Source organism: Rhizobium esperanzae, assembly GCF_014197615.1.
Lineage (GTDB): Bacteria > Pseudomonadota > Alphaproteobacteria > Rhizobiales > Rhizobiaceae > Rhizobium > Rhizobium esperanzae_A.
The window spans coordinates 465,618-478,913 of sequence record NZ_JACIFY010000002.1 but is presented as its reverse complement, the minus strand read 5'-3'; the positions used below and the strand labels follow the sequence as shown (position 1 = coordinate 478,913).

12 protein-coding genes are annotated in these 13,296 nt (G+C 62.6%); 7 read left to right on the top strand and 5 right to left on the bottom strand.

The window, feature by feature from the left end; genetic code table 11:
* A partial coding sequence (gene ltrA / locus GGD57_RS04910) for a group II intron reverse transcriptase/maturase (protein ID WP_184467367.1) occupies positions 1-1,113 on the top strand: 1,113 nt, incomplete at its 5' end.
* Between the two features lie 113 nt (positions 1,114-1,226).
* Here the strand turns inward: ltrA and GGD57_RS04905 are convergent.
* Positions 1,227-2,615, bottom strand: coding sequence for a L,D-transpeptidase family protein (locus GGD57_RS04905; protein WP_184467365.1), 1,389 nt, complete (start codon positions 2,613-2,615; stop codon positions 1,227-1,229).
* 363 nt (positions 2,616-2,978) lie between these two features.
* Between GGD57_RS04905 and GGD57_RS04900 the strand changes: the two genes are divergently transcribed.
* From GGD57_RS04900 to GGD57_RS04890, 3 genes are all read left to right on the top strand, one after another.
* On the top strand, positions 2,979-3,818 hold the full coding sequence (locus tag GGD57_RS04900) for a DUF4432 family protein (protein WP_184467363.1): 840 nt from the start codon (positions 2,979-2,981) through the stop codon (positions 3,816-3,818).
* Between the two features lie 72 nt (positions 3,819-3,890).
* The gene (locus GGD57_RS04895) at positions 3,891-4,229 is read left to right on the top strand and encodes a TIGR01244 family sulfur transferase (protein WP_184467361.1); all 339 of its coding nucleotides are present in this window, start codon (positions 3,891-3,893) and stop codon (positions 4,227-4,229) included.
* A gap of 72 nt (positions 4,230-4,301) precedes the next feature.
* On the top strand, positions 4,302-4,646 hold the full coding sequence (locus GGD57_RS04890) for a RidA family protein (RefSeq protein ID WP_184467359.1): 345 nt from the start codon (positions 4,302-4,304) through the stop codon (positions 4,644-4,646).
* Between the two features lie 39 nt (positions 4,647-4,685).
* On the opposite strand, the gene GGD57_RS04885 is transcribed toward GGD57_RS04890, so the two are convergent.
* Genes GGD57_RS04885 through GGD57_RS04870 form a run of 4 tightly spaced genes read right to left on the bottom strand, consistent with a single transcriptional unit; the run spans position 4,686 to position 9,460 of the window.
* The gene (locus GGD57_RS04885) at positions 4,686-6,344 is read right to left on the bottom strand and encodes a thiamine pyrophosphate-binding protein (RefSeq protein WP_184467357.1); all 1,659 of its coding nucleotides are present in this window, start codon (positions 6,342-6,344) and stop codon (positions 4,686-4,688) included.
* Positions 6,341-7,540 (bottom strand): CaiB/BaiF CoA transferase family protein, encoded by a 1,200-nt coding sequence (locus GGD57_RS04880; protein ID WP_184467355.1) that lies wholly within the window; start codon positions 7,538-7,540, stop codon positions 6,341-6,343. Before GGD57_RS04880 ends, GGD57_RS04885 begins: the two co-directional genes overlap by 4 nt.
* A 16-nt stretch (positions 7,541-7,556) precedes the next feature.
* A complete protein-coding gene (locus GGD57_RS04875; RefSeq protein ID WP_184467353.1) occupies positions 7,557-8,513 on the bottom strand; it encodes a DMT family transporter in 957 nt (318 codons plus the stop codon).
* A 17-nt stretch (positions 8,514-8,530) separates the two neighbouring features.
* On the bottom strand, positions 8,531-9,460 hold the full coding sequence (locus GGD57_RS04870) for an alpha/beta fold hydrolase (RefSeq protein WP_184467351.1): 930 nt from the start codon (positions 9,458-9,460) through the stop codon (positions 8,531-8,533).
* A 160-nt stretch (positions 9,461-9,620) separates the two neighbouring features.
* Here GGD57_RS04870 and GGD57_RS04865 point away from each other — a divergent pair, with 160 nt between their 5' ends.
* From GGD57_RS04865 to GGD57_RS04855, 3 genes are all read left to right on the top strand, one after another.
* Positions 9,621-10,361 (top strand): ribonuclease T2 family protein, encoded by a 741-nt coding sequence (locus GGD57_RS04865; protein WP_184467349.1) that lies wholly within the window; start codon positions 9,621-9,623, stop codon positions 10,359-10,361.
* A gap of 98 nt (positions 10,362-10,459) precedes the next feature.
* The gene (gene ettA / locus GGD57_RS04860) at positions 10,460-12,109 is read left to right on the top strand and encodes an energy-dependent translational throttle protein EttA (RefSeq protein WP_184467347.1); all 1,650 of its coding nucleotides are present in this window, start codon (positions 10,460-10,462) and stop codon (positions 12,107-12,109) included.
* 161 nt (positions 12,110-12,270) lie between these two features.
* The gene (locus tag GGD57_RS04855) at positions 12,271-13,296 is read left to right on the top strand and encodes an ArsR/SmtB family transcription factor (protein WP_184467345.1); all 1,026 of its coding nucleotides are present in this window, start codon (positions 12,271-12,273) and stop codon (positions 13,294-13,296) included.

The following is a 13,296-nucleotide window of genomic DNA, read 5'->3' as shown; positions in this document are numbered from 1 at the left end:
CTGCGCCAGTGCTGGTCTGCCATCCGCGACAGTCTGCGGGAGGGGACGTATCGGCCACAGCCGGTACGTCGCGTGATGATCCCGAAGCCTGGGGGTGGCGAGCGCGAGCTCGGCATCCCCACGGTGCTGGACCGCCTGATCCAACAGGCGCTCCTGCAAGTCCTCCAGCCGATCCTTGATCCGACCTTCAGCCAGCACAGCTACGGCTTCCGTCCTGGACGCGGTGCGCACGATGCCGTCCTTGCGGCACAATCGTTCGTGCAGTCCGGGCGTCGCGTCGTTGTGGACGTTGACCTGGAAAAGTTCTTCGACCGGGTTGACCACGACATCCTGATCGACCGTCTGCGCAAGAAAATCCCCGACCCCGGCGTGATCCGCCTGGTGCGGGCCTATCTGAACGCCGATATTGTCGATGGGGATGCGGTCACCAAGCGGAGCCGAGGCACACCGCAGGGCGGGCCGCTGTCGCCGCTTCTGGCCAATGTGTTGCTGGATGAGGTGGACAAGGAACTTGAACGGCGGGGCCATGCCTTCTGCCGCTATGCCGACGACTGCAACGTCTATGTGCGGTCGAGCCGAGCGGGCGAGCGGGTGATGGCTCTGCTGCGGCGCCTTTATGGCCGACTTCACCTGACGGTGAACGAGACCAAGAGCGCCGTTGCCAGCGTCTTCGGCCGCAAATTCCTCGGCTATGCCTTCCGCCAAGCCGGGGGTGTCGTCAAGAGACGGGTGGCCGGCAAGGCCATCAAGGCGTTCAAGGAGCGCATTCGCGAACTGACACCGCGCGTAACGGGGCGCTCCCTCAAAGCGGTGGCGGAACGGTTGCGCATCTTCGTGCGCGGATGGAAAGCCTACTTCCGGCTGGCGCAAACGCCTCGGGTCTTCAGCGACCTGGACGAGTGGATGCGCCATCGTTTGCGGGCTATCCAGCTCAAGCAATGGAAACGAGGCAGGACGATCTTCCGGGAACTGATGGCAAGAGGAGCAAAACTCGATGTGGCTCGGCAAGTGGCAACAAATGCCGGTCGCTGGTGGCGCAACAGCGCCAAACTCCTCAACGCCGTCCTCACGATCAAATGGGCAGACCAACTCGGAATGCCCAGACTTGCATAAACCTCAATCTCTCGAACCGCCCGGTGCGGACCCGCATGCCGGGTGGTGTGGCAGGGGTGCGATCACAGCGATCGCCCCCTATGCCGATTCTGACCAGTTTGGCTGGCTTTGGCTCAGTCGACGAACTCGACCGTCACGCCCGGCTTGACCATCTTGGCAAGCTCGGTGGCATCCCAGTTGGTCAGGCGGATGCAGCCGTGGCTCTGGGTGCGGCCGATCTTGGAGGGCTCGGGCGTGCCGTGGATGCCGTAAGTCGGCTTGGAGAGCGCCATCCAGACGGTGCCGACGGGGCCGTTCGGGCCGGGCGGAATGTTGAGGATCTTGTCGTTGGCGCCCTGCTGGAAATTGATCTTCGGATTGTAGGTATAGCCGGGATTGAAGGCGACGCGCTCGACCGTCACCGTGCCAGAGGGCGAGGGCGTGTCGGTGGAGCCGATCGATGCCGGGTAGGCTGCGAGCAGATTGCCGGCGCTGTCATAGGCGAAGACCTGTTTGCGGCCCTTGTCGGCGATGATGCGGGCAACCTCGCCGCTCTTCGGCTCGCCCGGATTGACGACCTTGATGATCGTGCCGGCAACGCTGAAATCGGCGCCGGGGTTCATCTCCTTGAGGAAGGCCTCGTCCATGTGGAAACGCTCGGCCAGCATTTCAGTGGTCGAGGTGTAGGCAAGCGACGGCAGCAGCGCCTTATGCGAATAGTCTTCCGGGATCTCCGCGACGAAGGGGCCGGCGGCATCGGCGGGCGTGATCGTATAGCTGACGACCGGCAGACCGCCGTTCATGCGCAGCTCTTCCAGAATGGCATCGGTGTCGTTGGGATCGAGCTTCGACCCGGTCATCTGGTCATAGGCATAGATGCCCTTGGTGACGTTCGAGCCCATATGGCCGTCGATGACGCCGGGAGAAATGCCGGCGCGGTCAAGGAAGACCTGCAGCGCGACGATCTCGGGCTTCGACTTGTTCTTCAGTGTGATGACGGGCTCTTCCGGCGCGGCCTTCGGCGCGTCGGCGGGTGGAATCTGCTGGTCGGGATCGATCGAGGCATAATCGTCGCCGGGTTGCGGATTGCCGATGCTGTTATCCTCGGGATAAGGCTGGCCATCGAGCGGCTGGCGTTCGATCGCCGCATCGCGCGGGATGCCCCCGGTGACAGCGCCGCGCTCGGAATAACGCGTATCGCCATCCTCAGCATAATAGGGGTCGTTGGCGCCCTGGTCGGCATAGACACCGCGGCCGGGCCGCGGCGGATAGTAGCCGCGGGCGCGCATCTCGGTGGCGACGATGTTGCCGTAGTCGTCGATCAGCACGCGGTTGCCGCTGCGGTCGCGGGCATAGATATAGCCGCGCGGGACGTAATCGAGGATTTCGCCGCTCGGCGTCACCAGCACGACATCGCTCTGACGGCGGTCGCGGAATTGCTGCGCGCCTGCTTCCGGCGCTGCAGCCGCAATGGCTGCCAGCACGGCCGCAAGCGAAAATGCCGACTTCAAAAAGCGATTCACGTCTCAAAACCTCGAACAGTGACTGGCAGACACACACCTGCGAATTTTGACGCTAGTGTGGAATTTATGAAAGCGTGCTGAACAAAATATGAAAATCCCTAAGATTTCCTTTTACTCATAAACGTTTGCGCCTCCGTGTCAGTTCCCCAAAATCCATGGTTGCGGCAAAAACACAAGATGCAGATGGTGCGGATTGACGAAGAGCGTTGGGAAACCTAACCCTAGCGCATCGCGCTGTCCGAAAATCGGGATCGATTTTCGGACAGCACGATGCGAGGATTGAAAGTGTGAGAGCGTCCTTTGTGCGGCCGAAAGGACGCACGGCGCTCCAGCGCCGCCGACAATTCCCTGAGGAGACCCCAGATGATCGAATTTGCCGCCGCAAGCGGGCCGCGCCTGATGCTCGATGAAACATCGGTGCTGGATGTCGGCGGATGCCTCGTCGAGGGCGTCGATATCGCACCGAAGCGCGCTATTCCCGACGATGGCGATCCACGAATCGATCACTCGCTCGAAGGCTTCCTCTTCACTTGCGGGCCGGACCATATCCGCCATCGCCAGCCGATCGCCGGCCGTGCCGACGGCAAGGTCTATCCGCTGCACGGATCGGCCTCCGGCCATGCGGCCAAGCTGTTGTGGACGAAGTTCGAGAACGGCAATGCCGAATGTCGCGCCGATGTCGACATCGTGACCGTCGAGGGATTGCCGCAGCGCATCGAGCGGCTGTGGCGGATCGACGGGGCGACCGGCGCGGTGCGGCTCGAGGACCGGGTCGTCAATACCAGCGACCAGACAGTGCCGACCTTTCTGATGTATCACATGAATATTGGCGGCAAATGGCTGGACGAGGGCACGCGGCTCGAAGGCCGGATGCTGGAAAACGGCGGCTTCCCCTGGACATTCGGCGAGGAGCCGGGCGGTATCTTCTGCGTGGCGGCGCCGGCGACGGAGGAGGGATTCGCGGAAATCCGGCTCGGGCCGATTGCCGCGATCGGCGGCAGGACGCTCAGCGTGCGCTTCCGCGCCGATACGCTGCCTTATCTGCAGGTGTGGCGGAACCAGAAGGCGCCGGCCCATATCATCGGCATCGAGCCGGTTTCGCATCGCTGGGTGTTACGTGACGAGCTTGAGGCAGCCGGCGAGTTCAACATGCTGGCGCCCGGGAAAAGCCGCAGCTATGCGCTGACCTTCGCCTTCCTGTGAGCGAAGTGTTGTTGACGCTCGGCGGCCTCCCGTCGTAGACCTTCAGCCCACGATTTTTGAGGAGACAAGACGATGGATATTCGCCAGATCGACGATGAATATTCGGTTTCGGGTCAGATCACGCCTGAAGATCTCGACGAGATCAAGGCGCTAGGCTTCAAATCGATCGTCTGCCACCGCCCCGACCATGAGAGCCCCGATCAGACGTCGTTCTCGGTCATCGAGGCGCGCGCCAAAGAACTAGGTCTCGAGATCACCCATGTGCCTGTCGGGCCGATGGGCGTGACCGAGGAAGCGGTGCAGGGCATGGTCGATGCACTCGATGAATTCCCGCGGCCGATGCTCGGTTATTGCCGCTCCGGCGCCCGCTCGACGGCAATCTACCAGAAGACCCACCATATCCGCAGCTAGACCCATTCCGGCTGCCGATTTCACGGCGCTGCGCCGCAGCGCCGCTACCGCCCATTCACTCAGGAGACTATGATGAGCATTAAGCGTATCGACGTCGGCGCACGCATGAGCGGCGCTGTCATTCACGGCAACACGGTCTATCTCGCAGGCCAGGTCGGCGAAGGCGAAAGCATTACCGATCAGTGCAAGTCGGCGCTTGCCGAGGTTGATCGTCTGCTTGCCGCTTCCGGCAGCAACAAGTCAAAGATCCTGCAGACCCTCGTCTATCTCTCCGACATTGCTTATTTCGCCGAGATGAACGCCGCCTGGGAAGCCTGGATCGACCCGGCCAACCCGCCGGCCCGCGCCACCAGCGAAGCCAAGCTCGCTGCGCCGAAGTACAAGGTCGAGTTCATCGTCACGGCTGCGCTCGACTAAGGTCGCGGCGGTTATGTCTCTGAAAGCCGGTGGGGGATCCTACCGGCTTTTTGTTTGTGCGATTTCCGACAGCGTCCGGGTCGGCGTGATCGCTTCCGGATCGAGCTTCACCTCGATGATCGCCGGCTTGCCGCTGGTGCGCGCCCGCTCGAAGGCCGGGGCGAATTCCTCCGTGCTTTCCACCGTTTCGCTGTGGCCGCCATAGGCGCGGGCAAGGGCTGCGAAGTCGGGATTGGTCAAATCGGTGCTGCTGACGCGGCCGGGATATTCGCGCTCTTGATGCATGCGGATCGTGCCGTACATGCCGTTGTTGACGACGACAGCGATGATCGGCAGGCCGTAGCGGATGGCGGTGGCGAATTCCTGGCCGTGCATCAGGAAACAGCCGTCGCCGGCAAAGCAGATGACCTCACGCTCGGGAAACAGCCGCTTGGCGGCGACGGCCGCGGGCAGGCCGTAGCCCATCGAGCCGGAGGTGGGGGCGGCCTGGGTGTTGAAGCGGCGGAAGCGATGGAAGCGGTGCAGCCAGGTGGCATAATTGCCGGCGCCGTTGGTGAAGATCGCGTCCGGCCCGGTATTGGCCTCCAGCCACTCCATGATCGGCCCCATATGGACGGCGCCCGGACCTGTCGCCGGCGGCTTCGACCAGGCGAGATAGGCCTGGTGCATGCGCTGCGTGCGCTCCGCCCAGTGCGGCTCGGCCGGCGCTTCCAGATCGGCCAGTGCCGCGACGAAATCGGCCGGTGCGGCGCAGATCGCCAGATCCGGGCGGTAGAGACGGCCGAGTTCGGACGCGTCGGGATAGACGTGGACCAGCGATTGCTGGGGGTAGGGGATGTCGATCAGCGTATAGGACGAGGAGGGCATTTCCGACATGCGGGCGCCGAGCAGGATCAGCAGGTCGCTCTCCTTGATCTCCGTGGCCAGCGCCGGATTGATGCCGATGCCGACATCGCCGGCATAACAGGGATGAAGATGATCGAACAGCATCTGCCGGCGGAAGGAGCAGCCGACGGGCAGTTGGAAGCGTTCGGCGAAGGCCTGGAAATCGGCAACCGCATCGGCATCCCATCGCGTGCCGCCGAGGATCACCATCGGCCGCTCGGCCTTCAGGAGACGCAGATAGAGATCGTCGATCTGGCTGCGGCCGGGATGCGCCTCGACGCTGGCATAGTGCCTGGCGCGGGGCGCCTCGACTTCGTCGCGCAACATGTCTTCCGGCAGCGTCAGCACGACGGGGCCGGGACGGCCGGAGGTTGCAATCGCAAAGGCGCGGGTGACGAACTCGGGAATGCGGGCGGCATCGTCGATCTCGCCCACCCATTTGGCGAATTCGGTGAAGGCGCGGCGGAATTCGACTTCCTGGAAGGCCTCGCGCTCGCGCGCTTCGCGCTGCACCTGGCCGATGAAGAGAATCATCGGGATCGAATCCTGCTTTGATATATGCAGGCCGGCGGAGGCATTGGTGGCGCCGGGGCCGCGGGTGACCATGCAGATGCCGGGTTCGCCTGTTAGTCTGCCCCAGCAATCCGCCATCATCGCCGCCCCGCCCTCCTGGCGGCAGACGAGAACGTCGATCTCGCTGTCGCGCAGTGCGTCGAGGACGGCGAGGAAACTCTCGCCCGGCACGCAGGACAGACGCTTGACGCCGTTCGCCTTCAGCGCCTCGACGATGAGTTCCCCACCCGTCTTTTTCATGACGATGCCTTTCTCTCGCACGCAGTGAGTTCCGCCAGAATTTCTGCTTGATGCTCGCCCAGACGTGGGCTCGGCCTGGTGTAATGCAAGGGCGTTTCCGACAGAACCACCGGCGTTCTGACCCCCGGAATGACGGTGCCGGCGGCATCGGCAAGGTCGATGCGCAGGCCGCGGGCCTCGATCTGTGGGTCGGCGAACATCTCCTCGATCGTGTTGATCGAGCCAGCAGGAACGGCATTTTCCTCGCAGGCCTTCAACAGATCCGCCTTCTGCCATTTCAGCGTTTCGGTGGCCACGAGGCGACGGACTTCGCCGCGGTTGGCGACGCGGGCCTTGTTGGTGGAAAAACGCTCGTCGCCTGACATCGTCTCCAGACCGAGGATGGTGCAGAGGCGGCGGAATTGGCCGTCGTTTCCGACCGCAAGAATGAGATAACCGTCCGCCACCGGCACGACCTCATAGGGCGAAATATTCGGGTGGGCGTTGCCGAGGCGGGAGGGTGCGGCGCCGGAGACCAGGTAATTCATGTTCTGATTGGCGAGCACGGCCGATTGCACGTCGAGCAGCGCCATGTCGACGAGCTGGCCTTCACCCGATTTAAGCGCGTGGACCAAGGCGGCCTCGATTGCCGCGACGGCATAGATGCCGGTGAAGATATCGGCGATCGCCACGCCCGCCTTCATCGGTTGTCCGTCCGGCTCGCCTGTGATCGACATGAAGCCGGACATGCCCTGAACGATGTAATCGTAACCGGCGAGGCTGGCATAGGGGCCGGTCTGGCCGAAGCCGGTGATCGAGCAATAGACGAGCTTCGGGTTCAGCTTACGCAGGCTGTCGTAATCCAGCCCGTATTTGACGAGGCCGCCGAGTTTGAAGTTTTCGATCAGCACATCGGCGGAGGACACGAGACGGCGGACGAGATCCTGGCCTTCGGGAGTCTTCAGATCGGCGGTGATCGAGCGCTTGCCGCGATTGGCGGCGTGATAATAGGCGGCCGAGAGGTTTTCGCCATCGGCACCTTCGACGAAGGGCGGTCCCCATTGGCGGGTGTCGTCGCCGCCGTCGGGATTTTCGACCTTGATGACGTCGGCGCCGAGATCGGCGAGCATCTGCCCCGCCCAGGGACCGGCGAGCACGCGGGCTAGCTCGATCACCCGGATGCCGGCAAGCGGCGGCTTTTTCGTCGTCTCCGTCATATTCCCTCGTCCGGTTCTACGGCGCCAGCGTCACCTCAGATGTATCGGATACCGGCTTTGAAGCAAAGCGGCGCTCGCGCCAGAGGATATAGAAGCCCGATGCCATGATGATCATGATGCCGAGCCATTTGATCGCATCCGGAAAGTCGCCGAAAACAAGCCAGGCAAAGATCGTTGCCGATACGATCTCGAAATATTGCAGCGGCGCCAGCGTCGATGCCGGTGCCGCGCGATAGGCATAGACGCCGAAGATGCCGGCGATCGCGGCCATGGCGCCGACGCCGGCGACGTAGAACCAGGCGCTGCCCACCGGCATGACCGGGTCGAAGAGATCGGAGCCGCTTCCTTCGCCGATAAAAAGCAGGAGGGCGCAGAAGAGCAAACCCCAGATGCCCATCTGGAACTGCATCGCCCAGGGATCTTCCCGGTGCGCGAGGACGCGGGTCATCAGCACGAAGACCGCGATGCAGAGTGCGCTGACGACGGGCAGGAGCGCGATGTAGCCGACCTCCTCGAAACTCGGCTGGATAATCAGCATCGCCCCGAAGAAACCGACGCCGCAGGCGGTGTAGCGGCGCCAGCCGATGGTCTCCTTCAGGAAAATGCCGCCGAGGATCGTCACCATGATCGGCTCGACGAAGAAGATCGCAATCGCATCTGCAACCGCCATATATTTCAGCGTGGTGACGAAAGAGATCATCGAGATGGTGATGATGGCGCCGCGGATGGCATGGAACAGGCTCTGGCGCCAGGAGAAATCGGCAAAGCTGCGCCGCCATATCACGATCGGCAGCATGCAGAGCGCCTGCACGACGAAGCGGCCGGCAGTGACCTCGGCAGAGGGGACGGTGACGACGGCAAGCTTGGCGAAAATATCGATGAGCGGCGAGAACATCACCGAAAGAAACATCAGCGCAAGTCCCGTCGTCACCTCGGAGGTGGACGAAGCGGGGCGGGCGGAGGTGCTGCTCATGATGGAATCTCTCTGGCTCAGGATCTGGCGACGGCCTTGTCGCACCAGTCCGCGAAGGCTGCGATCGCCGCGTCGGCGCCGATCTCGTTCAGCGTTTCGTGTCGCATATCCTGATATATCTGAGTGCTGATACGAGAGAAGCCTTGGGCTTTCAAATGGTTTGACAGCCAGAGGATGGCTTTTCCACGCTCGGTCGCCGGATCCTCTCTGCCGCCGACAAGATGGATCGGCATGTCGCGCGGCAGCCGGTCGAGATGGGGTTTTTGCGGCGCTCGAAAGGTCAACTCGAAGAGATCGAGCCAGAGCGAGACCGAAGCGTCGAAGCCGCAGAGCGGATCGGCGACATATTTATCGACTTCATCGGGGAGGCGGGACAGCCAGTCGAACTCGGTGCGGTGGCCCGAAATCGATTTGCCCCAGGCGCCGAAGGTGAGCTTCGGCAACAGGCCGCTCGGCACGTCGGAGCCCTTGAGCATGCGCTCGGCAAGCAGGATCGCCTGGGCGGCGCGGCCGGCAAGGCCGACGGCGAAATTCGAATTCCAGACGGCGACGGCGTCGAAATCGGCCGGCGCCGTGACGGCTGCATTGAGGGCGATAAGGCCGCCCATCGAATGGCCGAAGAGGATCACCGGCAGGCCTGGATGACGGGGAGCCGCATAGTTGCGCATGGCAAGGACGTCGCCGATCACTTTTTCGACGCCGTCGCGCCGGGCGAAACGGCCGATCGGCGCGTCGGGCGCCGTCGTCTCGCCGTGCCCGCGGTGATCATGGGCATAGACGTGATAACCGCGCGCCGACATTGTCTCGGCAAAGACGCGATAGCGTTTCGAATGTTCGGCAAGACCGTGCGATATCAACAGGATACCGCGTGGCGGGCCGGCGGGCTCGGCATGGTGATAGGCGAGCGACGCTCCCGGTACGGCAAGCCTCTGCGTTTCAGAAAACATGTGGGTCCTCCTTGCCGCAACAGACCAGATCGGCGTCCAAAAGCAACCTCGGTTCCCGGTTTATCCGATAACAAATTGCGTTTCTGTTGCGATTCAGGGTTGCGGTCTTTCGATCTTCGTGCTTATTTGTTCCTGTATTGTTCTTTTTTTGGGGGTTGAAATGAGCAGCATGCAGTTGCGTACCTTGACGTTCGCCGTGTCGATGGTTCTTGCCGGCGCCGCCGTGGCGCAGGAGGCCGGCGGGCGCACCCGTTTTATTCTTGCGGCAAGCTGGCAGCCCGCCTTTTGCCAGACGAACCAGAAGAAGGCCGAATGCGCCAGCCAGACCGGCGAGCGCCCCGATGCGACGAATTTTTCGCTGCACGGGCTCTGGCCGATGAGGCAGGACTATTGCGGCGTGAGCGCCGAGCAGAAGGCCGCCGACAAGGACGGCAACTGGAACACATTGCCCGAGGTGACGCTTTCGGCCGAGACGAAGGCGGCGCTCGCAAAGGCGATGCCCGGCACGCAATCCGGCCTGGAACGGCATGAATGGACGAAACACGGCACCTGCACGAAAATGAGCGCCGAGGATTATTTCGGCGTTGGCGTGCATCTTCTCGGCGCACTCAACACATCGGCGGTGCGCGATCTCTTCGCCGCCAATATCGGCAAGCCCGTTAACGCCGAGGCGATCAAGGCGGCTTTCGACAAGAGCTTCGGGCCGGGTGCCGGCGACCGCGTCAAGATGAGCTGCCGGCGGGTCGGCAATGTCAAGATGGTCAGCGGGTTGACGATCGGGCTTTCGGAGGCAGCCGGGACGGCGTCAGCGAAAAGCGCCGGCCTTGCCGATCTGATCCAGGGGGCGGGAAAAACCTCCTTCGGCTGCGACGAGGGTGTCGTCGACGCTGCGGGCTTCTGACCGGAAATCCTGCGTAAACCGGGTTTCGGCGTTGCCCGAAGGCGCTGTTTCGCCTACATAGCGGCACAATCGAAGTTTCCCGCCCGGAGCAGCGCAGCATGGCACGTCAGTTCATCTATCATATGTCCGGCCTCAACAAGGCCTATGGCAACAAGAAGATCCTGGAGAACATCCACCTTTCCTTCTACCCGGATGCCAAGATCGGTATTCTCGGGCCGAACGGCGCCGGTAAATCCACCGTGCTGCGCATCATTGCCGGCCAGGACAAGGAGTATACCGGCGAAGCCTGGCTCGCCGAAGGAGCGACGGTCGGCTACCTCGAGCAGGAGCCGCGCCTCGATCCCAACAAGACGGTTTTCGAGAACGTCATGGAAGGCGTTGCCTCGAAGACGGCGATCCTCGATCGCTACAATGAACTGATGATGAACTATTCCGACGAGACGGCGGAAGAGGGCGCCAAGCTTCAGGACGTCATCGACAGCCAGAACCTCTGGGATCTGGAAAGCCAGGTCGAGATGGCGATGGAAGCCCTGCGGTGCCCGCCGCGCGATGCCGAAGTCACCAGCCTGTCCGGTGGTGAGCGTCGCCGCATCGCGCTCTGCCGCCTGCTGCTGTCGCAGCCGGATCTGCTGCTGCTCGACGAACCGACCAACCATCTCGACGCCGAGACCATCGCCTGGCTCGAAAAGCACCTGCGCGACTATCCCGGCGCCGTGATGATGATTACCCACGATCGCTACTTCCTCGACAACGTCACCGGCTGGATCCTCGAACTCGACCGCGGCCGTGGCATTCCCTACGAAGGCAACTACTCCGCCTATCTGCAGGCGAAGGCCAAGCGCATGCTGCAGGAAAATCGCGAAGAGGCCTCGCGCCAGAAGGCGATCAGCCGCGAACAGGAATGGATCGCGTCAAGCCCGAAGGCACGTCAGGCCAAGTCCAAGGCGCGTATCAAGTCCTACGAGCAGCTGGTGGATGCCGCCGAGAAGCAGCGTCCCGGCGACGCGCAGATCATCATCCCGGTCAGCGAGCGCCTCGGCCAGGTGGTCATCGAGATGGAAGGCATCACCAAGGGCTTCGAGGGCCGCACGCTGATCAACGACCTGTCGATCAAGCTGCCGCCGGGGGGCATCGTCGGTATCATCGGCCCGAACGGCGCCGGCAAGACGACGCTGTTCAAGATGATCACCGGCCAGGAAAAGCCGGACAGCGGTTCGATCCGCATCGGCGAAACCGTGCATCTCGGCTATGTCGACCAGAGCCGCGATGCTCTTGCGGGCGATAAGACGGTCTGGGAGGAAATTTCCGGCGGCGCCGAAGTCATCAAGCTCGGCAAGTTCGACATGAACTCCAGAGCCTATTGCGGCGCCTTCAACTTCAAGGGCGGCGACCAGCAGCAGAAGGTCGGCAATCTCTCGGGTGGTCAGCGCAACCGCGTCCACCTCGCCAAGATGCTGAAGGCTGGCGGCAACGTTCTGCTGCTCGACGAACCGACGAACGATCTCGATACGGAAACGCTGGGTGCGCTCGAAAACGCGCTGGAGAATTTTGCCGGCTGCGCCATCATCATCAGCCACGATCGCATGTTCCTCGACCGTCTGGCGACGCACATTCTGGCTTTCGAAGGCGAAGGCCATGTCGAATGGTTCGAGGGCAACTTCGAGGATTATGAGCAGGACAAGATCCGACGTCTCGGCCCCGATGCCCTCAATCCGGGCAGCCAGGCCCATAAGCGCCTGACGCGCTGATCGCTCTTCTTTTCGTTTGAAAAAGCCCCGGTTCCGCCGGGGCTTTTTCATGTCCGGCCCTGTCGCAATTTGAGTAGGCAATTTCGCTTAAGTGCGAATTGCCGCTTGTCATCGCAGCCCAACTCACATAAAGATATCTTTATATCTTGATTGGATCGAAGATGAGCGAACCCTTGAAGCTTGGACTGGATGCGCTGGTGGACGTCTTGAAGGCGGCCGGTGAGCCCACGCGCCTGCGTCTTCTCGCGCTTCTCGACGGCGGTGACCTGACGGTGACCGACCTTACCGAAATTCTCGGCCAATCCCAGCCTCGCATCTCGCGACATCTGAAGCTGCTCGGCGAGGCCGAACTGATCGAACGTTACCAGGAAGGCGCCTGGGCCTATTTCCGCCTCAAGCAGGACGGCAAAGCGGCCATGCTGGTACGGGCATTGCTGAAGCATGTCTCCGAGAACGATCCGACCATCCTTCGCGACGGCGAGCGGCTGTCGTCGGTCAAGCGCCAGCGGGCCGAGCGGGCGCAGGCCTATTTCAGCCGCAACGCGGCGGAATGGGACGAGCTTCGCCGCCTGCACGCGGCCGACGAGGAGGTCGACGCCGCCGTCATCCGGCTGCTCGGCAGCCAGCCGATCGATTCGCTGCTCGATCTCGGCACCGGCACCGGCCGCATCCTCGAACTTCTTTCCGGGCTCTACCGCCGGGCGGTCGGCGTCGATGCCAGCCGCGACATGCTGAGCGTGGCGCGTGCCAATCTCGACAAATCCCGCATCACCAAGGCCACCGTGCGTCACGCCGATATCCTGAACCTGCCCTTCGAGGGCCAGGATTTCGATGTGGTGACGATCCATCAGGTGCTGCATTTCTTCGACCAGCCGGAGATTGCGATCGCCGAAGCGGCACGCATGCTGCGGCCGGGCGGCCGGCTCGTGGTCATCGACCTTGCGCCGCACACGCTGGAATATCTCCGCGACGAGCATGCGCATGTCCGTCTCGGTTTTTCGCACCAGGCGATATCCGACTGGCTGCACAGGGCCGGGCTCGACGTCGAGCAGGTCGTCGATCTTCATCCGGGTCAGCAGAGCGGGCAGGGGTTGACGGTCACCGTCTGGCTTGCGCGCGATCCGAGGCGCCTCATGGCTTCGCAGACCAGCGAAGGCGCCGAACCTACATTTGCCGGGAGAGTATGA

What these genes read in the sequence shown, in the direction of transcription:
- GGD57_RS04895 (WP_184467361.1), top strand. Translation starts at nt 3,891, where the DNA reads ATGGATATTCGCCAGATCGACGATGAATATTCGGTTTCGGGTCAGATC.
- GGD57_RS04900 (WP_184467363.1), top strand. Translation starts at nt 2,979, where the DNA reads ATGATCGAATTTGCCGCCGCAAGCGGGCCGCGCCTGATGCTCGATGAA.
- GGD57_RS04880 (WP_184467355.1), bottom strand. Translation starts at nt 7,540, where the DNA reads ATGACGGAGACGACGAAAAAGCCGCCGCTTGCCGGCATCCGGGTGATC.
- GGD57_RS04890 (WP_184467359.1), top strand. Translation starts at nt 4,302, where the DNA reads ATGAGCATTAAGCGTATCGACGTCGGCGCACGCATGAGCGGCGCTGTC.
- GGD57_RS04870 (WP_184467351.1), bottom strand. Translation starts at nt 9,460, where the DNA reads ATGTTTTCTGAAACGCAGAGGCTTGCCGTACCGGGAGCGTCGCTCGCC.
- ettA (WP_184467347.1), top strand. Translation starts at nt 10,460, where the DNA reads ATGGCACGTCAGTTCATCTATCATATGTCCGGCCTCAACAAGGCCTAT.
- GGD57_RS04875 (WP_184467353.1), bottom strand. Translation starts at nt 8,513, where the DNA reads ATGAGCAGCACCTCCGCCCGCCCCGCTTCGTCCACCTCCGAGGTGACG.
- GGD57_RS04855 (WP_184467345.1), top strand. Translation starts at nt 12,271, where the DNA reads ATGAGCGAACCCTTGAAGCTTGGACTGGATGCGCTGGTGGACGTCTTG.
- GGD57_RS04865 (WP_184467349.1), top strand. Translation starts at nt 9,621, where the DNA reads ATGAGCAGCATGCAGTTGCGTACCTTGACGTTCGCCGTGTCGATGGTT.
- GGD57_RS04885 (WP_184467357.1), bottom strand. Translation starts at nt 6,344, where the DNA reads ATGAAAAAGACGGGTGGGGAACTCATCGTCGAGGCGCTGAAGGCGAAC.